This window comes from Sulfurospirillum diekertiae (assembly GCF_011769985.2).
GTDB lineage: Bacteria > Campylobacterota > Campylobacteria > Campylobacterales > Sulfurospirillaceae > Sulfurospirillum > Sulfurospirillum diekertiae.
The window spans coordinates 189383-212280 of record NZ_CP039734.2 but is presented as its reverse complement, the minus strand read 5'-3'; the positions used below and the strand labels follow the sequence as shown (position 1 = coordinate 212280).

21 protein-coding genes and 1 pseudogene are annotated in these 22898 nt (G+C 38.1%); 1 reads left to right on the top strand and 21 read right to left on the bottom strand.

The features are described 5' to 3' along the window. Nucleotides 1-32 precede the first annotated feature (32 nt). The 14 genes and pseudogenes from dxs to FA584_RS01100 form a co-directional block, all read right to left on the bottom strand. Nucleotides 33-1868 carry a 1-deoxy-D-xylulose-5-phosphate synthase gene (gene dxs / locus FA584_RS01165; RefSeq protein WP_167750014.1) on the bottom strand — a complete coding sequence of 612 codons (1836 nt, stop codon included), beginning with the start codon at nt 1866-1868 and terminating at the stop codon, nt 33-35. Between the two features lie 15 nt (nt 1869-1883). Next, the gene (gene fliH, locus FA584_RS01160; RefSeq protein WP_096045617.1) at nt 1884-2690 is read right to left on the bottom strand and encodes a flagellar assembly protein FliH; all 807 of its coding nucleotides are present in this window, start codon (nt 2688-2690) and stop codon (nt 1884-1886) included. Between the two features lies 1 nt (nt 2691). Further along, on the bottom strand, nt 2692-3720 hold the full coding sequence (gene fliG, locus FA584_RS01155; RefSeq protein ID WP_226372275.1) for a flagellar motor switch protein FliG: 1029 nt from the start codon (nt 3718-3720) through the stop codon (nt 2692-2694). Continuing rightward, on the bottom strand, nt 3717-5360 hold the full coding sequence (gene fliF / locus FA584_RS01150) for a flagellar basal-body MS-ring/collar protein FliF (RefSeq protein WP_369806283.1): 1644 nt from the start codon (nt 5358-5360) through the stop codon (nt 3717-3719). Before fliF ends, fliG begins: the two co-directional genes overlap by 4 nt. A gap of 99 nt (nt 5361-5459) precedes the next feature. Then, on the bottom strand, nt 5460-6560 hold the full coding sequence (hisC, locus tag FA584_RS01145) for a histidinol-phosphate transaminase (RefSeq protein ID WP_167750013.1): 1101 nt from the start codon (nt 6558-6560) through the stop codon (nt 5460-5462). Between the two features lie 3 nt (nt 6561-6563). Then, a complete protein-coding gene (gene pheA / locus FA584_RS01140; RefSeq protein ID WP_167750012.1) occupies nt 6564-7631 on the bottom strand; it encodes a prephenate dehydratase in 1068 nt (355 codons plus the stop codon). Between the two features lie 116 nt (nt 7632-7747). Beyond that, entirely contained in the window at nt 7748-8953 is a 1206-nt protein-coding gene (gene lysA, locus FA584_RS01135; protein WP_167750011.1) for a diaminopimelate decarboxylase, read from the bottom strand. Between the two features lie 97 nt (nt 8954-9050). Further along, nucleotides 9051-10109: an LptF/LptG family permease gene (locus tag FA584_RS01130; protein ID WP_096045612.1), complete on the bottom strand. Its 1059-nt coding sequence runs from the start codon at nt 10107-10109 to the stop codon at nt 9051-9053. After that, complete coding sequence (gene pth, locus FA584_RS01125) at nt 10106-10681, bottom strand: aminoacyl-tRNA hydrolase (protein ID WP_167750010.1); 576 nt, start codon at nt 10679-10681, stop codon at nt 10106-10108. The genes FA584_RS01130 and pth overlap by 4 nt, the downstream gene beginning before the upstream one ends. 9 nt (nt 10682-10690) lie before the next feature. Beyond that, nucleotides 10691-11228: pseudogene (locus FA584_RS01120) on the bottom strand (50S ribosomal protein L25/general stress protein Ctc). 66 nt (nt 11229-11294) lie between these two features. Next, nucleotides 11295-12494 carry a type IV pilus twitching motility protein PilT gene (locus FA584_RS01115; protein ID WP_096045609.1) on the bottom strand — a complete coding sequence of 400 codons (1200 nt, stop codon included), beginning with the start codon at nt 12492-12494 and terminating at the stop codon, nt 11295-11297. 12 nt (nt 12495-12506) lie between these two features. Further along, entirely contained in the window at nt 12507-13505 is a 999-nt protein-coding gene (locus FA584_RS01110) for a transaldolase (RefSeq protein ID WP_167750009.1), read from the bottom strand. Between the two features lie 12 nt (nt 13506-13517). Continuing rightward, the gene (serB, locus tag FA584_RS01105; RefSeq protein ID WP_096045606.1) at nt 13518-14138 is read right to left on the bottom strand and encodes a phosphoserine phosphatase SerB; all 621 of its coding nucleotides are present in this window, start codon (nt 14136-14138) and stop codon (nt 13518-13520) included. A gap of 120 nt (nt 14139-14258) precedes the next feature. After that, nucleotides 14259-14561, bottom strand: a complete 303-nt coding sequence (locus tag FA584_RS01100; protein ID WP_167750008.1) for a hypothetical protein — start codon at nt 14559-14561, stop codon at nt 14259-14261. Nucleotides 14562-14727: 166 nt separating this feature from the next. Between FA584_RS01100 and FA584_RS01095 the strand changes: the two genes are divergently transcribed. Continuing rightward, complete coding sequence (locus tag FA584_RS01095; protein WP_096045604.1) at nt 14728-15642, top strand: methylenetetrahydrofolate reductase; 915 nt, start codon at nt 14728-14730, stop codon at nt 15640-15642. Between the two features lie 49 nt (nt 15643-15691). Here FA584_RS01095 and FA584_RS01090 read toward each other — a convergent pair whose 3' ends face one another. From FA584_RS01090 to lpxB, 7 genes are read right to left on the bottom strand one after another with little or no spacing between them, the layout of a single operon-like run. After that, nucleotides 15692-16186, bottom strand: a complete 495-nt coding sequence (locus FA584_RS01090) for a chemotaxis protein CheW (protein WP_096045603.1) — start codon at nt 16184-16186, stop codon at nt 15692-15694. Between the two features lie 13 nt (nt 16187-16199). Continuing rightward, nucleotides 16200-18530, bottom strand: coding sequence for a hybrid sensor histidine kinase/response regulator (locus tag FA584_RS01085; protein WP_167750007.1), 2331 nt, complete (start codon nt 18528-18530; stop codon nt 16200-16202). Nucleotides 18531-18540: 10 nt separating this feature from the next. Further along, complete coding sequence (locus tag FA584_RS01080; protein WP_096045602.1) at nt 18541-19491, bottom strand: chemotaxis protein; 951 nt, start codon at nt 19489-19491, stop codon at nt 18541-18543. Further along, entirely contained in the window at nt 19484-20218 is a 735-nt protein-coding gene (locus FA584_RS01075) for a UDP-2,3-diacylglucosamine diphosphatase (RefSeq protein WP_167750006.1), read from the bottom strand. The genes FA584_RS01080 and FA584_RS01075 overlap by 8 nt, the downstream gene beginning before the upstream one ends. Then, nucleotides 20208-21221, bottom strand: coding sequence for an N-acetyl-gamma-glutamyl-phosphate reductase (gene argC / locus FA584_RS01070; protein WP_191342069.1), 1014 nt, complete (start codon nt 21219-21221; stop codon nt 20208-20210). The genes FA584_RS01075 and argC overlap by 11 nt, the downstream gene beginning before the upstream one ends. Before the next feature lie 3 nt (nt 21222-21224). Continuing rightward, complete coding sequence (gene greA / locus FA584_RS01065) at nt 21225-21719, bottom strand: transcription elongation factor GreA (protein WP_088437179.1); 495 nt, start codon at nt 21717-21719, stop codon at nt 21225-21227. Between the two features lie 18 nt (nt 21720-21737). Further along, the gene (gene lpxB / locus FA584_RS01060; protein ID WP_167750005.1) at nt 21738-22775 is read right to left on the bottom strand and encodes a lipid-A-disaccharide synthase; all 1038 of its coding nucleotides are present in this window, start codon (nt 22773-22775) and stop codon (nt 21738-21740) included. Nucleotides 22776-22898 lie beyond the last annotated feature (123 nt).

The window sequence follows — 22898 nt, the reverse complement described above, 5'->3', positions numbered from 1 at the left end:
AATAAATTAACTAATATTTTTTATTAATTACTTTATCTCTTCATCTCTTCCAAGATTTTTTCTGCTAATTGTTCGATGGTAATACCCAATCTATCTTCGACTAAATGTGTTGCCCCATGTGTAATAAAAGCATCATCGTACTCAAATGTTTTGATCTTTACATGTAAAGTATTTTTCTCTTTTAATGCCATCAAAAGGGAGCCAACACCACCTATTTTTGCACTATCACTAAAGACATACCATATATCATATTTAAGAGCCAATGAAAGCAACAAAGATTCATCCAAAGGTTTTGCAAAGCGTAAATCGACGATAGCTACATCTATCCCTTGTTCAGATAAAATTTTTGATGTAGCAACAGCTTTACCAACACCACTACCATAGCCTAAAAGCAGTATTTTACTTTTTCCCTCTTTGAGAAGCTGTGCCTTGCCATATTCAAAAGGTTTGGATTCAAATGCGTCACATGATAAGAAGCTTCCTCTAGGGTAACGAATGGCCAAAGGTCCTTGATGACTATAAGAATATCGAATTGCTGCATGCATTGCTTTTTCATCTCTGGGTGCCATCAGTGTCATATGAGGAATTACACTCAAATAGGAGATATCAAAAGCGCCCTGATGTGTTTCACCATCTTCGCCTACAATACCTGCTCTATCAATCGCAAAAACAACGTTTAAATTTAAAATAGATGCATCATGAATGACTTGATCGTAAGCTCTTTGTAAAAAAGTAGAATAAATCGTAATGTAAGGTTTAAATCCTTCTTTTGCCATTGCACACATAGATGTTACTGCATGCTGTTCCGCAATGGCTACATCCCAAAAACGATTAGGATAGGCTTGAATGAGTGGGCTTAGTCCTGTTCCACTTGGCATAGCAGCCGTAACGCCTACAACATTCTCATGTTGTTTGGCTAAATCCATAAGCGCCTCTGAGTACATCGTGGTCGCATTTTTACTCACACCTTTTTTGAGAGCTTCTCCGCTGGCTACATCAAAAGGGCCGACACCATGCCATTTTTCATAGTATCCTTCGGCCATTTCATAGCCTTTCCCTTTAAGTGTTTGCGCATGAATAATGACGGGTTTTTTTAAGCTTTTTGCCGATTGCATTGCACGAATAAGACTCTCTAAATTGTGCCCATCAATGGGACCAATATAGTCAATCCCCAGTTCTTCAAACAAAATACCTGGCGTAATCAATTTAAAACTCTCTTCGAACTTCTTCGCCATATACGTCGCACTCTCTGGTAAATACTGTAAAATCTGTTCGGTTGTTTTTTTAATCTTTTGATAAAAATCACCTGCCATGGCACTGGATAAAAATTTACTAATGGCGCCAATGGGTTTTGAAATACTCATTTTATTATCGTTCAAAATAATGATAACGGGGTATCTGCGATCTCCCAACTCATTAAGTGCTTCATAAACCATTCCTGCACTGAGAGATCCATCCCCAATTAATGCCACTGGCACACGTTTGTATTGTTCACCTTTAAGCGCTATTGCCTTTGCTGCACCTACAGCCAGCGAAATTGAAGTTGAGCTGTGACCTGCAACAAAATAGTCATAAGGTGATTCATCAGGTCGTGTATAGCCACTAATACCATCCAATTCGCGAAGTGTATCAAAACGATCCCAACGATCTGTAATTAATTTATGGGTATAGGCTTGATGACTGACATCAAAAATGAAAGGATCATTTTTTACATCAAATACATAATGCATCGCAACAATGAGCTCAACGGCTCCCACATTACTGCTGAGATGTCCCCCATTTTTACTAACTGTTTGAATAATTTTTTGCCTAATTTGTTCACAATATTCATTTAATTCTTCAATAGAGCATTCTCTTAATTGTTTCATGGCTTCCAGTACTTTTTAATTTTCTTGTAATAGATATTTTACTTTTTCTAAGCGCATTGCTAAATTGCCATCCAAATTGCCTACATCGCTTAAGATGACTACACCACCTAAGGTTATGGCATCATCTGCAGTTATTTTTATCTTTTCATCTTCTGCATAAAGCTCTTTAAGCGCCTCTAGGTCTTTTGGATTTACCCTAAGTTCAATTTTGACTGCATCTTTTACCTCTTGAAGGAGTGCTTTTGAAAGTGAAGCTGCAATTTTAGAACTTGATATACTCACCTCTTTTTTTATGACTTCTTTGGCAATTTCAAAAGCGGTAACACTCATATCTGTCTCAACCTTAGCTAATCGCTCTTCTAGACTCTTATAGAGTGTATCCAAATGGCCAATTGATTTCAAATAACGTGTCTTCATTTCTGCAACAGCAACTTCAGCCTCATCTTTAGCTTTTTGATATCCCTGTGCATAAGCATTTTCACGTTCTCGTGTAAGCTCTTCGTTGAGTCTGTTGTTAAAATCTTGTTCTTGTTTTTCAATCTGAATTTGAAGTTTAACCACATTTGTGGTTAACTCATCTGTCTTTTTGAGTAACTCTTCAATAAACTGATTTTGGGTTCCTTCTTCGATGCGTGCAATATTGATTATTTCATCACTCACAGGCATTGACTCTGGGTCATACATACTTTCTTGTGTATATTCTTCGTTTACATGTAAAGGAACAGCAGAAGCTTCTGGTGTTGAACCTAATACCTTAAATCGATACGGCTTGACGGAATGGTCATCCACTCTATCTTTATCGATAATATTTTCTGTTACCATGTTAACCTATCATCTCTTCCGCTTCACCGATTTGGAGAATGCCTTGTTCTGCTAGTTTTTGAACTTCCTCAACAATCTTTCGTTGAGACTCTTCCACATCCTTAACGCGTACAGCTCCCAAGAAATTCATCTCTTCCACAAAAGCTTCTTGTGCACGTTGTGACATATTTTCAAAGAATTTTTTCCTTAACTCCTCTGCTGAACCTTTGAGCGCGACCATCAAATCACGCTTATCGGCAACTTTGAGAATTTCACGGACTGCATTACCATCGAGTTTCATAATATCTTCAAACGTAAACATCATATCTTTAATGACAGAGGCTAGTTTCTCATCTGCTTGCTCAATATACGCAATAGTGGTTTTAGAAGCTTTTTGACCTAAACGGTTGAGGATTTCAGCCACAGCACGAGGACCGCCTACTTCAACTTTATAAGACGTTAGCGATTCAAGTTTATTTTCCAAAACAGCCGATACTCTTTTGACAACCGAAGGTGAGATTTCACCTAGGTTTGCCATTCTAATTGTCACTTCACTTCTGAGTTGATCGGGGAAGAAAGAGAGTGTTTCAGCCGCACTGGTTGCGTCCATATGCGCTAAAATAAGAGCAACTGTTTGTGGGTGCTCATTAATAATAAAATCACCTAACTGCTGAGGCTTAATTTGAGAGAGATAACCAAAACTTTGAGAATTTTCCATGGATTTAGAGAGTTTATCGAGAATTTTTTGAGCCCCCTCAGCACCAAAGGTACGGTACAAAATCTCTTTCGCATACTCCATACCGCCACTTCTAATATACTGGTTAGATTGTAAAATAACATAGAACTCTTCAAGTACCGCATTGGCTACAGCTTTATCAATATTTTTTGCGGTTGCTATAAATTTAGAAATATCGGTTACAACGTCTATCTCCATATGAGAAAAAAGATTAGCCGTGGAATCCTCACCCAACTGAATGAGCAAAATTGCTGCCTTCTCAGCCATCGTAAGTTCATTGTAAAGGGTTTTTTGTTCTTCGGTAAGTTTCATTATGATAGATCCTTAGAGCTATTTTTACCGCCATCATAATCGCCTTCATTGCGAATCATAGACTGTAAAAGCGATGCAAATTCTTCACTTTTTTGTTCTGCTAAATGTTTTAGTTTTTCTAATAAAACATCATACTTCAAAGCTTCTTCATTAAAGTCTTGGCCAATACCCAATTGATCTTCAACTTTCTTACGTGCTTGTCTAAATTTCTCTAAAGTATCCTCAGCGCCCTCTTCTTCTGGTGCAGCCATTGGCTCAATTTCATCTTCAAAATCATCCAGTTTTGTTTCCACCATTTTGTGACTGAAAGGAATAATGACTTTCTTGTAAAATACAAAGAGTAAGATACCAACGATGATATATTTAAGCAATGGAACCAATGGTCCCATATAATTAGAAACCTTATCCATCAAATCTTTCGTAGGAGCGCGAGTACCATCACTGGAGAGTGGTTTAAACTCAAAGTTACTCACTGTAACCTCATCACCCCTTGTTTGATTATATCCTACCGTTTGTTTCACAACATCACGAATAGCATCCATTTGTTCTTTGCTAAGTGCAGCATATTCTAATTCGCTTTTCTTTTTTCCGTTACTATCTACACCATATTTATAGGCGCCATCTACAACGACAGCCGCTGTTAAACGTTTAATTTTAGCAAACTCATCTTTAGAATTAACGACTTTTTTAGAAATCTCATAATTCGTTGTAGTAGAGCTTTTTTGATACGTTTCAGCCTTTTTAGTACTCTCTAATCCTTGCACGGGACCGATGTTACTTATAGCACCTGGTACTCCGCCAACGTCTTGCGGTTCTTTCCCTTCACGTTTTTCTTCAACACTCTGCTCGCTTCGAGGTACAGAATTGGGATCATACGTTTCGCTGACATAATCTTGTTGTGAAAAATCAAAATCAATGGTTACTTTTGCATTCACTTTATCAACTCCACCAATAACAGGTGCTAAAACATTGATAATTTTTTGCTCAACATTATGTTCAAACTCTTTTTTATAGCGCATTTGACTTTTAACCAATTCGCCTTGGAATATGTTATTCTGATCATCTCCCAAAGGTTCACCGTCTTGATTCACGATAGAGACATTTTCAGCAGTCAAATTGGAAATAGAAGCTGCAACAAGATTTTTAATACCAATAATTTGTTTAGCGGAGAGATTCATACTTGGGCGAATATTTAAAACAATCGAAGCTGTAGGGGTGGCTTGTTTTTGTGCAAATACAGTTTCTTTAGGAATGGCAATATGCACACTCGCATTGGCAATGGGTCCAAGGCTTTCAATTGTACGCGCCAATTCCCCCTCAAGAGCTCGAACATATTTTATCTTTTGCTCAAAATCAGTGGCACCAAATTCAGCTTTATCAAAAATTTCAAAACCAACTTTACTGTTTTTGGGAATTCCTAGGGCAGCAATAGCTATACGCTCTTTATGGACAACATCACTCGGTACGGCAATCGTACCTTCATTAACTACCTTATATGGGATTTTCTCTTTTTCGAGTTGCTGAATAATCAGAGCAGAATCACCAGCGGTTGTATTTTCAAAAAGAACACTATAACCACTGCCTTTAGTAGAAGTTGAATTCTTGTAGAGCGTCAGGAACACTAAAAAAACCGATGAGAACAACAAATCGAAACTGCTGCTACAATCCTTTGACGTAGTGTCAAGTTTTGTATCAGTGTCGCTATTTGATTTAAAAGTGTTCTAAGCTCCATTTATTTTCTCTTACTTATAAATTGTTTTAAAGAGTTCAAAAAAGCGTACGTTTTGCTCAGGTGTTCCTATCGTAACGCGAATAGCATTCATACCATACGATCCTAAATTTCTAACGATTATACCCTTTTCCATCAACTTTTGTGCAATGACTCCTGAGTTTTTACTGGCATCAAATGCTAAAACAATAAAGTTCGTATAACTCTCAATAATGTTAAATCCAAGCTCTTTTGCAAACGCCTCATACACTTTCATTTCTTCAAAATTTTCTTTCACAGAAGCATCCACAAAGGCTTGATCACTAAGAGCCACAATCGCAGCTTTCAAAGTCAAATTTGTAATATTAAAAGGTGCACGTAGTTTCAAAAAGGTTTGAATGATCGCAGGTTGAGCAATGCCATATCCACAACGCATACCGCCCAATCCATAGGCTTTAGAAAATGTTCCTGTGTAAATGGCATTTGGATATTTCGTGATCAAATCATGTGCATCGATATTTTTAGCAGGATCTTTAACGCGCGCATATTCCAAATAAGCAGCATCAACGATCACCAATGTCTCTTTGTCAATCTGCTCTAAAAAGGCATACACTTCTTTGGCATCCAAACATTCACCAAGTGGGTTATTGGGAATACAAAGAACAATAATGGAGATATCTTTATTCGCTTTATATATTTCAAGCATCTCTTTAAGATTGTGTTGAGAGGAGGGAGTCCTGAGTACTTTTGCACCGGTTTGAAGCGCATAAATCTCATACATTGCAAACGTAATGCCTGCCATCAAAACTTTGCTGTTAGCGTTCGCTTTGGCATGAATCGCCATCTCGATGACTTGATCACTTCCTGAGCCTATAATAATATTTTTATCTTCGACATGATACTTGCGCGCTAAAGCCTCTTTGAGTTCATACATACTATCATCAGGATAACGGTTCATGTGGATGGCTTCCGCACGTACAGCTTCAATTACTTTAGGGCTACAGCCTCTTGGATTTTCATTGCTTGCAAGTTTAATAACATCTTGGGGTTCAATACCATACTCTCGTACCACAAGTTCAATAGGTTTGCCCGCTTCATACGTTTTCAAATTGTCTAAAACACCGTTAAATTGCATCTCTCATCCTCCACAAATATAGCTTCCAAGCCATTTAATATCGTATCTATCTCTATTTTCTTCGATCACTTTTTGGACATTGTCATCATCAATATGTCCTTCAAAATCCATATAAAAAATGGACTGAAACCCTTTCTCTTTCGTTGGGCGTGATTCAATCTTGGTAAGATTGACCTTCTGGTCTTGAAACGTTTGCAAGAACTCAACCAACCCACCTGGTTTATCATCCGTTTTTGCTAGAATGGAGGTTTTATTATGAATCCCTTTTTTATTTTTAAAATCACTCAAAATCAAAAAGCGTGTTTGGTTCGCCATATTGTCTTCAATTTTTTCAAATAAGACGGGCAGATTCGATAATTTAGCAGCAATATGAGAACAAATTGCCGCAGCATCATAATCTTCACTTGCTTTTTTAGCTGCTTCTGCCGTTGACTTGGTTGGAATAAATTCCACCCCTAAAAGCATATGTTCTTCTAAAAATTTTCGACACTGATTATAACCTTGCGGATGTGAATAGATACGTTTCACTTTTTTAATATCTTCACATACCGTAGCAAAAGAGTGATGAATATCCATGTAAAGTTCTGCCACAATTTTTGAGTTAAATTTTCCTAAACAATCCAGTGTTGTCCCTACCGCACCGGCCGTATTGTTTTCTACGGGAACGACACCGTATTTGGCTTCACCATTTTCCAAGACGTGAAAGACTGCTTCAATGGAGCTTAGCTCAATATAACTGCCCATTGCACCAAAACGGCTCTCTGCAGCTTGATGTGTGTAACTTCCCTCTGGTCCCATAAACGCAATTTTCTCAGGAAATTCAAGGTTGCGACTGACCGCAAAAACTTCTAAAAAGATGGCATCAATCGCTTTAGGATTGAGAGCACCTTCATTGAGTCCTTTAAGACGATCTAATATCTCTTTTTCGCGCTCAGGTCGATAAATCGCTGTTCCACTCGTTTGTTTGGCACGACCAATCTCTTTGACCAGTTCCATACGTTCATTGAGCAATTTTAAGATCTGATCGTCAATATGATCAATCTTTTTTCTATAGTGTTCTATTGTTTGCATAATTTGCCTTTTCTATGCCCAATGGTTGGCACTAAATACTTTTACATGTAAAGCTTTTTCTGATGCCTTCAACAACTTAAACGAGTTATTTTGAAAAATGGCAAATCTTAAATCATTCATAAATATGCTCTCTCCAGAGCAATCACATCTTCAAAGCTTTCACGTTGGCGAATTAAGCGATCTTCACCATTTTGAAGTGCAATTTCTGCAACACGTGAGCGTGTATTATAATTACTGCTCATCGTAAAGCCATACGCTCCCGCACTTTTAACAATTAAGAGATCATCATGCTCAAGAGCAGGTAATTCAATATCCTTAGCAAGAAAGTCACCACTTTCACAAATAGGCCCAACTACATCACACTTTGTTGTGGCTTGGTTTTCTTTCCCTTCCACTTCAATCGCATGATAGGCATGGTAAAGGCTAGGGCGAATCAGATCATTCATCGCACCATCTACAATGACAAAGCGTTTAAAGCCATTGTTTTTTTCATACAGTACGCGTGTTAAGAAGTAACCACTTTCTCCAACCAAATAACGTCCTGGTTCGCATACAAGTGTCACATCTAAACCACTCAGCGCACTAAAAATTGACTGCGCATACTCATAAAGTGGAACCGTTGTTTCATCTTTGTACTGAATACCAATTCCACCACCCACATCAAAAAACTTAATATCAATCTTAAGCGCTTTAAGGTTACGAAGCAAGTTAGCCAGAACAAGAGCTGCTTCTTTAAATGGCTCCACTTCTGTTATTTGACTTCCAATGTGAAAATGGATGCCGACAGGGTCAAGTGAACTACTATTTTTGGCATAAATATACATCCGTTTTGCACTTTCCAAATCAACACCAAATTTATTTTCATGAAGACCCGTTGAAATATACGGATGTGTTTTTGGGTCAATATTAGGATTGACGCGGATACTAATGCGTGCAACCACCCCTAGTTTGGATGCAATCATCTCAACACGATTCATCTCTTCTTCACTCTCAAGATTCAGCATCAAAATATCATTTTGAAGTGCCTCTTCGATTTCATCGTCTCGTTTACCCACGCCACTAAAAATAATTTTATATTTTGGGATACCGGCAACTAAAGCGCGCTTAACTTCGCCTATAGAAACACAATCACATCCTGCACCTAGGCTTGCTATATGTTTCAACACAGAGAGATTAGAGTTTGATTTTACAGCAAAACAGATGAGAGATTTGCGTGCTTTAAAGGACTCTTTTAGTAATAAAAATTTTTGAGCAATTGTGTCAAAATCATAAACGTATAAAGGAGTACCATATTTTTGTGCTAATGCAGAGAATTTCGTCATTTTAAACCTTAAATGAGGGTATTGCAAAAGAAGACCCATTAGATAACACTATTTATCTATTCTATCAAAAAGTTTAACAAAAAATAATTAAACCTTTTTAGCGTTTGGAATAAAAATAAGCGGCAATACCAACAAGAAGTATTATAGGAAATAAAATAGCAATTTCGGAGAGTATAACGCCATTAGCCGCTAAACGACTTAATAAGAAGAGTCCACTCCAGACAACGAGAGTTACAAAAGCGAAAGAAGAAGCAACAAGTGCCATATTAAAATAACGCCCCATCATTGGCGCTTTATAATACAAAACAACGATTAAGAAAGGAGCAAAAAATGGGAAGAAAAGCTGATAAAAAAGTGTTGCTTTGATTTTACTTGTATTGACATTTTGGTTATCAAAAAAACGTAAGGCATCTATACCATCGCTAATAGAAAGGGCATATTCGCTTTGGTATACATTATCCATAATTTTAGGTTTAAAATTTTCCATCATTTTCAATTTTTCAACATTTTCAATACGAAAACCTTCGTCATCTAATGAAGAAACTTTGGGCTTATGGGTAATGCTCACATGTTCCAAAATCCAATGATTATCAACAAAAGTAGCTACAGAAGCGCGAATTACTTTCGTTAAATCAACGTTATCAACTTCAAAGATAGTCACATCATACGCTACTTGCTTTAGAGGATCAAGTTTTTTGAAATAAATATATTGATTGTTGTTTTTTAAGAACAGATCTTCGGCGCTATTGGAAATACTGTTGTATTTTTTAAGATTAGAGCTATACTCATAAGCGTATGCAAATTCTGTACAATTGAGTCCAATATAAGAAAGTGTCAAGACTAGGGAAGTAATAAAAAACGGTTTAACAAGAGAACGTTTACTAATACTTGAAGCATACATACAGATAAGTTCATTTGACTTAATCATGCCAAAATAAGTTACAATCATACCAAAAACGATAGAAAGAGGAAGCACGTAATTGACAGCATTCATGCCTTGAAAAAGTGCATAAAGAATCTGTAAATTTGCAGAATCAGGAATGTTATTGTAGTTGGTTAGAAGATCAACGCCCACATAAAAAAGATCGAGTGCAATGAATATAACGAAGAAATTTTTGAGATAATTTTGAATAATATATTTCTCAAAAAGTTTCATGCCTTATCCTCATTACATAGAGTTTGTTTAAGCGAGTATTGTAGCGAAACTTCTTTTAAATCCCCGGTGAGTAATGCTTTAACGCTTTTTTTTACATGTAAAATAATTCCGGGTAAAAATTCTCTTTGACACGCTGAAAAATCAGAGAGGACATATTTGGCTACATCGCTTTTTAAAGAGGGCTTCCCAATACCAATACGTACCCTAATGTATTCAGGTCCTATATGAGCATCAATAGAGCGAAGTCCATTGTGTCCACCATGCCCACCACCTATCTTAAAGCGAAGTGTTCCAAAGGGTAAGTCTAAATCATCATGAATAACAATAATTTGATCGGGCTTAAAGTAGTCATCCACGGCACGTACACTCTCTCCAGAAAGATTCATATACGTTGCTGGTTTAAGAAGAAGCATGGAGGGGACTTTAAAAAGCTCGCCTTTGAAATTGGCTTTGGTGATTTTTTCGCATGAAGACTGGTCATCGAGCAATGCATCGATGACCATAAAACCGACGTTATGTCGATTATTTTTATACTGTAAGTCTGGATTCCCAAGCCCTACGATCAGTGTCATGAGTTCGCGTTACTTCGCTTTAATAACTCCGGCAACAGAAACACGTGTCTCATCCATAATGGTGACGTTTGCTGGAACAGGAATATCACGGACTAAAACAGTTGCGCCCCACATCAAGATTACTTACATCAATAATAAAACTATTTGGTAAGTTTTCAGCTGTACATTTAACGGCTAAACGTTTTTTAGATTGGATTAAAACACCTTTGTTTTTTGTACCTACGGGAATACCTTCAAGAAGAACAGGGACTAAATATTTACTTAAAACACCTGGGAGTGCAATACGTAAATCGACATGTAAAAGGTTGCTATTTACAGGGTCTCTTTGGTAATCTTGGATCACAACATTGTACTCTTTACCAGCAACTTTTACTGGGAAAATAAGAGTCTCTTTGTTCTTTGCTGCTTTGATGAATTCGTTTGCTTTAAATGCAGCATTGATGTTTTGTTCACCCTTACCGTAAATATTAGCAATTAGATATCCATCTCTACGAAGCGCTTTAGTAGCCTTTTTTTCGATACTATCTCTAATGATGCCTTCTAACATAGTTTTCCTTTATAAAAAATAAGGGGCTAATTGTACAAAATTGAACCTAAAAGATGTATAAATCTTTTATTGTTTTAAACCAATAATGTCTTTGTCATTTTCTTTAAGCTCTTTAAGACTGACCCTTACAGTTTCTTTGCGTGTCTCTTTTTGACTTTTATCAGCATCGTAAAAATCCAAAGCCATTGTAATATCATTGCGGCTGGTAGAACTTTGGATGGCTTCTTCACGCGCAATTTTGCCTTCTGCATATAATCCTAAAAGAGCTTGATCAAATGTTTGTGTTTTATAAACATCTTTCCCCTCTTTAATGGCATCAGGGATTTCACCTTCTCGATCTTCTAAAATCAGTGCTTCAATTCTTGCATTTTTGACCAAGATCTCAACGGCAGCAGTTCGTCCATGATCGACTGTTTTGACCAACCGTTGTGCAATAACCCCTTGTAAAACAGATGCTAATGACATCTTAATGCGGTTTTGTTCACTTCCCGGAAACATACCAATAATACGTCCTATAGTCTCTTTTGCATCCACCGTATGCAACGTGGAGAGCACTAAGTGACCTGTTTCTGCCGCATGCATCGCTGTTTCAATCGTTTCAAGGTCTCTCATCTCACCGACTAAAATCACATCGGGGTCTTCACGCAATGCTGCACGTAAAGCATCTGAAAACGAAATAGCATCTTGACCAATCGCACGTTGGTTCACCACACATAGTTCGTCTTTATAAATAAACTCCACAGGATCTTCAATCGTAATAATATGTTTTTTTTGTGTTTTATTGATGCGATTAATCATGGAAGCCAGCGTGGTTGTTTTACCTGATCCCGTAGGACCTGTCACCAAGATAAGTCCACGAGGAAGATCACAAAGTGTATTAATAATAGTAGGTAAATGAAGGGATTCTATGGTTGGAAGTACCATCGGAATTGTTCTAAAAACCGCTGAGACACCATCTACTTGAAAAAACATATTGACACGAAATCGGTACTCATCGTTGAGTTTAAACGTAAAGTCAATATTTTTTTTCTCTACCAATTCAGGGAAACGACTTCGAAGAAGCTCTTTTGCTAGTGTAAGACCATCTTGATACGCAAGAACCTCTCTAGAAAAAGAGACAATTTCACCGTTGATTCGCCCGCGAATCGTCGTTCCCGTTTTTACATGTAAATCACTTCCGCGATGCTCTACCAATTTACTCAAATAAAATTTGAGCTTTTTGGTCATCTCAAACGTAAGTTCGCTAACATTTACCCCGTTTTGCATCGGATTTCCTTGCTATTTTAGTTCGTCTAAAATCTCCACAAAAGCATCTTTAAAGGCACTTAACCCTTCATCCATTAACTCATCGCATACGGCATTCATATCAACGCCATTTGCTGCAAGTGAGTGAAAAAAGTTTTCAATCCAATCAGAACGTAATTCAATAGATTCACACTCTTTAGAAGAGCCAATAAAAGCTTTAATCGTTCCTAATGGTGCTGTATTAATCGAATTTGGAAGCAATAATTCGCGAATATAATAATCAGGGCTTAATTCATCACCTTTAACACCGGTGCTAGCAAACAATGCTCTTACATTTGGCAACTGTGCATTTTGAATAAGCTCATATGCTCTCATTGCGTTCATAATCCCCACGCGTGAAAGAACAAAATCAATTTTTTTGAAGTGTTCATCCAGTTTGCGATCAAATCGACTCACAAAGATACTAATCACCGCTTGAGGAAGTTTTTTAGTCCCTTTTTTTACTAAAGTTTCATTCGCACGCGTAAATGCCTCTAGACAATATTTCGTCTGGATGTCAGAAAAAATCAATGTTGCATTGACGTTAATCCCTTCGCTTAAGAGTACTTCCATCGCAATAAAACCCTCTTCTGTTGCGGGAACTTTGATCATAACATTCGGATATCCAATGGCTTTAAAAAGACGTTTTCCCTCTTCAATGGTTGCTTCTGCATCATCACATAAGAAAGGATCAACCTCTATGCTGATAAAACCATCATCACCCTTTTCATAAAGAGGCAAGAGCTTTTTAGCTGCACGTTGAATATCTCCAATCGCTAGTGCTTCATACATTTCTTTGGCAGATTTGCCATGAAGCTTTGCCTTATCCTCCGCATACGCAGGTGAGCCTAAAAAAGCAGACTTAAAAATTGAAGGATTACTGGTGGCCGCATTAACAATCTTTTTCTCAATCAAATCACCAAATTCACCCTCTAAAAAACTTCGCTCAACAAAATCACACCATAACGAAAATTTAATATCATTCTTATACATTAGTTCACTCTTTTAAATAAATTGGAGAAGATGACGCATATCTTTCTCATCGATCACAACGTTGGCCGCATTTTTTAAAATGGGTTTGGCACAAAATGCCACTTTTTTGGCCGCACACTCAAACATGGAGATATCGTTCGCCCCATCCCCTACTGCAATGGTATTTTCATAGTTTACATGTAAAAGATTTTGCACGCGTTTTAGCATATCACCTTTTGAAAAACCAAACATCATATCACCACCCACAAGACCACTTAAATGACCATCGCGAGCATGTAGCACATTGGCAAAATCCGCATCAAATCCTAATATTGCCTTTGCTGGTGTCGTTGCAATACGAAAGCCCCCGCTAAAAACAACTACAGTATACCCTTTTGCTTTCAGCCCCACAATCGCCTCTTTAGCACCATTCATCAGCGGCAATGACGCACAAATTTCTTCAGCTTTTCTTGCATTCATACCTTTTAAAAGCCCAACACGGGTAGTTAAACTCTCAAAAAAATCAAGCTCTCCTCGCATGGCAGCTTCCGTTATCATCGAGACTTCTTTCTCAACACCGTGCTCTTTTGCCAAAAAATCAATGGTTTCGCCATTCATCAGTGTCGAGTCAAAATCGAAAACGCACAACTTCACGATTATCCTTTTGTAATGTATTATCTTTGGTCAATTATAGCAATATCTTGCTTAGTGAAGTTTATAGGGGAGGAGAAGGAAAGAGGGGGAGGCTAGTGATAAACTAGCCTTGAGTGTATATTAATTACTTACAGGTGGTTTAGCGGAAGCTTTCTCTGCTTTTTTTTGAGCTTTATCCGCTTCTAATTTTGCTTTGTCTGTCTGTTTTTGTTGTTTATCCGTCGCCAATTTTTGTTTATCTGTTTCAATGGCTTCTTTGTTCTTATTCACTTTATCCGTTTTGAGTTGTTTTTCATCCACTTTGATTTGTTGATTATCTGCTGCTAATTTCTGTTTATCAGCTTTCAAGTCAGTAGCGGTATCAGCAAACATCGTTGCTCCTAAAATCGATAAACCACCTAGCATAAGCACTATTTTTTTCACAGGAATACTCCTCTTTTAAATTTTAAAACAAACCTTTTTCTTTGTAAAAGATGGCTGTTTCAAAGAAAAATTGTACTCCAGAGAGATTAATGGATTGTAAACTAGTGTAGTATTTTGCACCCTGTTTAAGTTATAATACACAAAAGCTCATACCTATGGAAAAAAAATGATTGATTCTTTTATTGAAAAACTCAAATACGACACGTTCTTAACACTTGAAACAACACCTATGCACGAGCCGACATTCGAACCTATTATTGAAAAGATAGCTCAGTTTGGACTGGATAAAAAAGTAGATGGTTTTAGTACTACAGATAACCCTCTCGCGCGGCTTAAATTTAATGCTTTTTTCGGTGCACTTAAACTTCAAACTCGTTTTACGAAACCTGTCATTACTACGATGAGCATGAGAGATCGCAATAAAGTTGCTTTGCAATCTGATCTTTTAGGGGCAAATGCCTATGATTTACGAACGATCTTATGCCTCACAGGAGATCCTGCAAGTGCTAGTGATCAGCCAGCTGTTAAAGGTGTTTTTGAAGGCAATAGCACCCTTCTTTTGGAGATTATTCAATGTTTTAATGCAGGAATAGACTACTCTGGAAAGCCGTTTAAAACACAGCCTAAACCTATCTACCCTTTTGCCGTCTGCAATGCACACGCCAATACTCCTAAAAATTTGATGAAAAAAATGGCAACAAAGATTGAGCACGGAGCAGTAGGAATTATCACACAACCGGTTTACAGTGTTGAAAATGCAACCATGCTTTTAGAACTTCTAAAAGATGCCAAATCAGCCGCTAATAAAGAGCAGAGTCACACACAACTTATTTTAGGATTTTTCCCGATTGTAAAACTACGTACAGCTCAATTTTTAGCTGCTCATGTGCCAGGTATTTATGTCCCACCTCTTTGGATGGAAAAGCTAGCAAAGGCTAAAAAAATCAGTGAAGAGGAAGAAAAAAAAGTAGGATTTGAACTTTCGCGCAACGCTTTTTTAGCACTTAAAAAAGTACATCCAAAAATTCATATGATGAGTGCTAACAATTTTGAGTTAGTCGCAGATTTATTGCAGTCTTAACATTACATGTAAAGGTAGCCAAATCTTTTTTGGCTACCTCTTTCTTGATTTAAAAATCTCTTTTTAAAAGTTGCTCCACTTTTAGAATGGTTAAGATATTCTCATCTCTCATACCAATTCCATAAACCATCCCTTTTTCCGCGTGAATCGTTTCAGGTGGTGGTCCAATGCGGCTACTTTTAATACGAATCGCTTCGGTCAAACGATCAATCACAAAGCCTGCAGTGTTATCTGAACCTTTCATGACTATGTAGCGTGTATCTTCAGTTACTTTTGAAGGATCCATCTTAAACTTGCTTCTTAGATCAATCAAAGGAATAACACTCCCTCTTAGATTAAAAACACCCAAAATATACGTCGGTACACTAGGTACTCTGGTGTATTCGATCGGTTTGATAATCTCTTGAATACTCAAAATTGGCACGGCATACTCTTCTTGACCTATAATGAATCCAACCAATTGAATAATATCATCCTCTTTTTTGTGTGGCTCATCAACTTGTTGTTGCTGTTTTTGAAGAATTTGATTTAGTTTATCGTTCATCGCTCTGCCCCACTTATAGTTTTATATTTTTTCGCACGACACTCTCGAGGTATTCGGGAGAGTATGGTTTGGTGATGTATTCACTCATGCCTGATTCAACGCCTCTTAGCCTATCAGCTTTGGATGTACGTGATGTTACCGCAATCAATGGAAGGTTTTTATACTTCGAGTATTTACGAATTTCACCCGCAAGGGTATATCCATCCATACGTGGCATTTCAATATCAATTAAGACCGCATCAATGCTGTATTCAGCCGATTTGAGCATATTGAGTGCTTCTTGACCATTGCTGGCTTCAAGGACTTTAACGCCAATGGGTTCCATCGATTTTTTCATGATATTGCGATCCATGGCACTATCATCAACCGCTAAGACAATGTAGTCACTTGGAACTGTTTTTGTTTTAACCACTGCTTCTGCACTCGCACGAATATCAACGGTGATGCCTTTTGCAAGGTTCATAAGAGCTGCAACATCCACAATGAGTGTTACGCGTCCATCACCTCTGATAGTTGCACCGGCAATGCCTTCAATGCCTTGGAGATAATCACCAAGAGATTTAATAACAATCTCTTCCTGACCGACCAACGTGTCCACAACAACACCCAGTTTTGACTCAGCAAGTCCGATGACAACGACATACGTATGCTCGCCACCTTCATACACTTGTTTGACACCAAAGATGTCGGAAAGACGGACAAGTGAAAGAACTTCATCACGAAGTCTAAGAACATTTTTACCTTCAATCGTATAAATTTCATCCAAAGGAATACGAACCGTCTCTAAAACCGATGCTAATGGAATGGCGTAGTACTCTTCTTGTGCACCGACCAACAAGGCTTGAATGATCGCTAACGTTAGAGGAATTTTAAGTTTTATAACCGTACCATGACCGATTTCACTATCGACATCAATGATACCGTTTAGTTTTTCAATATTCGTTTTAACAACATCCATACCAACACCACGACCTGAAACATTGGTGACAACTTTAGCGGTGGAGAAGGATGGTCTAAAGACCAACGCATACGCTTCTTTATCACTCATTGCATCGGCTTCACGTTCAGTAATCATGCCTTTTTCAATCGCTTTTGTGCGAAGTAAATCAGGATCAAGCCCTTTACCATCATCGGTAATTTCAATAACAATGTGATTTCCCTCATTGTACGCTTTGAGCTGAATAAGTCCCATCTCCGATTTACCTTGAGCACGTCTCGTCGCCCCATCTTCAATACCATGATCACATGAGTTACGAATAATGTGAACAAGAGGATCACCAATCTCTTCAACAATGGATTTATCAAGCTCAGTCTCTTCACCTGAAATTTCAAGCTCAATCTGTTTTCCAAGCTCTCGTGAAAGATCGCGTACCATGCGTGGGAATTTGTTAAAGACTTTGGCAATAGGAAGCATTCTTGTTTTCATAACCGCAATTTGAAGATCGGTGGTAACAAGGGAAATAGATGAAACCACTTGATTTAACTCTTCTAAGAATTTTTCACCTTCATAGCGTTCTTCAACATCATCGTAAATTTTGAGCAATCTATTTTTACCCAAAACAAGTTCACCGATTAAGTTCATCAAGTGATCCAGTCGTTTAACCTCGACCCTGATGGTTTGCTCCATAGAACTTGCAGACTCTTTTTTAGCAGGTGCATTTTCTGCAGTGGCTCGTTTTGTAACGACTGGTTCTATAACTTTGGGTGCGTCATCGTCTTCGTCATGATCTTTTAAGCTTTCAAAGGATGGCGTCGAAACAGCAGCTGCTGCTTTTGGTGCACCATTGTTTTCTCTTCGCTTACGATCTTCTTCTTTACGCATTTTCAAAAGACGTTCGATTTCGTCTTCAACTTCTTTGTCGCTGAGTTTTGAGTAGTCTGTATTATCATTCTCTTCTGACTCTGGAACGGGGGACTCATCTACAAGTTCTTGAACGGCTGTTGGAGCCACATCACCATTAGAGATAATGTCTAAACGGCGACAAATGTCTGTAATGTCAATACCTGCGGAAGTATCATTGCCACTATCACGAATGGCATGAAGCAAGCTTTTCATCAAGTCAATAGATTCCAAAACAACATCCATAACTTCTGGTGTGAGTTTTAAGTCACCATGGCGTGCTTTGTTAAGAACATCTTCCATGTGATGGGTTAAGCCAGTCAAAATATCGAAATTTAAAAAGGATGACGACCCTTTTATCGTATGTGCGACCCTAAAAATACTATTGAGGAGTTCCAAATCATCTGGATTTCCCTCTAGTTCCACTAAATTTTGATCAAGTTGTTCAATAAGTTCGAACGCTTCAACCAAAAAATCTTCTAAAATTTCTTGAATATCTTCCATCGTTCTACCCCTATTGTGCTGTTTTCACGTGTGATTTGATGACTTTAGAAACTTCTTTGTAAAAGATACCTGCATCAAATTTCGTTAAATAGGCTTCACCGCCCGCCTCTTTGCCCCTAAGTTCACTAAAATGGTCACTAATGGAAGAGTTAAAGACAATCGGAATATTTTTAAACCTTGCATCTTCTTTCACACTAGCGGCAAAGTGAAATCCATCCATCTGAGGCATTTCAACATCGCTAATAATAATTTTGACTTCATCGGTTAGATGTTCACCATAGGTTGTATAAAGATCGTTTAAGCGCTCTAAACCTTCTGAACCATCTTTCGCTTCGATTACACGCATACCCATCTTTTTAAGCGCATCGCTGACGAGCTTTCGTGCGGTCATACTATCATCCAAAATCAACGCTGTACCATCTACTTTGATAATAGCATTGTCTTCCACATCAATTTTAGGTTGATAAATACCGAGTGCTTGCACCACGCTTTCAAGATCCAAGATCAAAAGTACCTCATCATTTTCAATACGTGTTACACCCGTAATTTGACTTTTATCCAGTGAACCCATACCGGCAACAAATGATGCTGGCTCAATATCTTTCCAGCTGATGCGGCGAATACGTTTGGCTTCATGCACCACAAAACCGATCAAGATGTCGCTAAACTCCGTGATGATAATACGAGGTTTAATCGATCCATCATCAGGCTCTTTGATGTTCATCCATTTGGCAAGGTTAATAACAGGAATAACGATACCACGAAGATCAAAAATACCTTCGATGTATTCAGGAACACCTGGAAGTTCCGTCAAATTAGGAATTTTGATGATTTCACGCACTTTTGCAACGTTAACACCATAAATTCCCTCATAAACACCGTTCGCTTCCTTCTTAAAAATACGGAAGTCCACCAGCTCCATCTCATTGGAGCCTACTTTTAAAATACTTTCTTTAGCCATTGCAGCCCCTTAGTTGCTTTTGCGCAAATTCTGTCTCTGGCGAAGATTGTACACTAAAATAGCTTTGATTGCACGCAAAAGAAGAAAAATTGATATAATGTGTCCCAACTACCATAAAATCAGTGTTTTGATGGTAATGTCCCTCTGCAATGACATCCACTTTTGGATAAAAATGTAGCTTGCGTTGTATAAGCGTTGCAAAATGCCCAATGGGCTTGCACAACATTTTTTTGCGCTGGTTATTTTGAATCTTTTGAGAGATAAAACCTTGAAGTAATCCATCTAATACATTTAGGACGCTTAAGACACCTCTGTTACGAATCATCTTTGTATAGCACCGATGAATAAAGCCTCCATATTTATCGCCGTGCAATAAAAGACAGCTTTTGCCACTAGGAAGTTTACATGTAAAAGGTTGTTCTGCAATCGGTATCACCTTTACATAGTGAAAGAGTTTGGAGAGGTCAAAGTCATGATTGCCCTCAAAATAGTAGACTTCACAGCATTTTCCAAGCTCATCAATCAGGTCAATATAGCGCTGATATTGTTTAACACCATAGTCAACACTGCCCACTAAAAGGTCGAACATATCGCCCATTAAAAAGAGTTGAGGTGGAGGATCTTGTTTTACATGTAAAAGGAAATCAAAAAAGAAAGAGCGCTCAGCTGAGTCATGCGCGTCAGCAATAAAAAGCGCTCCTTCTTGGATGATAAGATTAGGGGACATAGGCGATAATAGGAATTCCTGCGGACTCTTCGAAGCCACACATCAAATTGGCATTTACCACCGCTTGTGCTGAAGCACCACGTAAAAGATTGTCGATGCTGGATGAAACAAAGAGGGACTTTCCTTTTTGACTCACGAAAATATCGCAAAAGTTTGTTCCAGCCGTTGATTTAATATCGACAGGCACTTCACGAATACGGACAAAATGCTCATTTTTATAAAAGTCCTGAAGCACGGCTTTCGCATCAATTATCTCATTCGTTTGCAAATACGAACTCACCAACATACCACGACTTACAGGCAATAAATGCGGTACAAAATTCACTTCAAACGGATGACCGCTTACCAAGCGCAATTTCTCAGCGATCTCTGGCTCATGGCGATGTTTCAAAGGATTGTACGCAAAGATATTTTCATTGATACTCACAAAATGTGCTGTAGGTGTTGGTTTTTTACCTGCACCAGAGACACCACTTTTTGCATCAATAAAGATGGGCGCATCTTTTTTAAGATAATTCAAAAACGGTAAAATCCCCAAAATCGAAGCCGTAGGATAACATCCTGGATTGGCAATCAACTTCGCTTGTTTTATTTTGGCACGATTGATTTCAGGAAGCCCATAAACAGCCTCTTTTAAATTTTCTTTATCTTCATGTTCACAGTAGTGCTCCTCATATGCCTCAAGCTCTAAACGGTAATCCGCTGAAAGGTCAACTACCTTTACATGTAACGCTAAAAGCTCCTTCGCAAAACCCATCGCCGCTTTATGGGGAAGCGCTAAAAAAGCAAGTTTGGCATGCTTGGCAACATCTCTCGCATCGGCTTTTAACACCTCTTGCTCAAAAACACCCAATAAACTAGGATGTAGTTCTGTCGCTTTCATTCCACCTTCCGTCGTTGCGATGTAAGTAATGTTAAAATGAGGATGATTGATCAAAATTTTCATCAGCTCTAAGCCCGTGTAACCGCTTGCACCAATGATTGCTACATCTATTTTTGCCATACTTTATTCCTCGAATTGAATCTCGATATAAATAACTTCTAAAATCTCAAAAATCTGTTGACCGGAAGGTAACTTAATGGTAACTTCTTCACCCTCACCATGCCCTAAAAGCTGTTGAGATAAAGGCGTATGATAAGAGATAAGCCCACGATCAGGATTGCTCTCTGTGCTCCCAACGATGGTATAGGTCAGTTCATCGCCCGTCTCCGTATTTTCTAATTTAATGGTTGAGCCAAAACGGATTTTATCATGTTCATAGGAATTCGGATTAATAACTTGTGCACGAGAGACAAGATCGCTTAGCTCTCCAATGCGCCCATCTAAAAATGCCAAATGGTCTTTCGCAGCATGGTATTCTGAGTTCTCTTTGAGATCACCATGACTTCGTGCAATATCAAGTTCGATGACTGTTTCAGGTCGTTGGCGTTTTTTTAAGTCAGATAATTCATTCGTTAATTTTTGATAACCGTATTCGGTCATCGGCTCTTTAGTACTCATTTTTAACTCCTTATATCTTTACATTATACCTTCATTATGCTTATCATTGCCTCTCTGACTACCGTGGCTTAGCATTGTTCGAAGTTTTTTGGCATGGTTAAAAAATGCCTCTTTGTCCATATTTTCATAGGCTTTGAGTAGATTATCGGCAAAAACATCTTCTTGTAATAACTCTACATGTAACGGTTCCATCTTTTCAAAATCGAAAATAATATTGGCAAGTCCTACATGTTTGAGTTTTACAAATTGCTGAGCAACCCAATAATCAAACGCTTTTGCTTTATACGCCAATACAAAAGGCACACCGACAAGTGCCGCTTCCAGCGTTGCCGTTCCAGAACATACAAATGCAAACTCACTTTTTTCAAACGCTTCATAGGTATTGCGACAAATTTTAAAGTCATGAATATCACCATAAATATCCACAATTTCACGATAGTCAAAATGTGGAGGAATCACCAGTAACTTCTCTTTGCCTTCTATGCGAGAAGCAACCTCTTTATAGATAGGAAAGAGACTTCGGATCTCACTTTTGCGACTACCGGGCAAAAAGGCGATCACCCCAGTCTCTTCCGCTCTGAGTTTAAAAAGTGGAATTTCATCCAACAGAGGATTCCCAACATAGGTTGCCTTCGTATAAAATTGCTGTTCAAAAGGCAAAATAGACGCCAGTACATCACAATATTTTTCCACTTTTGCAACACGTTTAGGCTTCCATGCCCAGACTTGTGGCAAGATATAGTAGATAATTTCGACATTGGGATTGATCGTTTTAATGGCTTTTGCCAAAGGAATATTGAACGCTGGCGAGTCGATAAGTAGCACTTTATCCACAAAAAAGCTCATTCGTGCCATCACCTTAATGGCTCTTTTGGCTTTACGAATTTTGGGCAATGCATCTAAAAACCCCATAATTGAAAAAGCTTTGCTTGGTAGCAACGGCTTTCCAAAACGCTCATCAAAGATACCATACAATTCACACTGCTCCAGCGCACTTAAAATAGGTTCTAAGTGTAAATTGGCGGATGGCTCTAGAGCGGAAACAAGTAATTTCAAAATCGTACCTTTTATAGTAGGTTATCAAAAAAGTCTATTCTTTAAAACGAAGTCTATACAAAAATCTCTTAAAAATAGACTTCGTTTATGAGCTAAAAAGGAAGTCTACTATAAGCCTCTTTC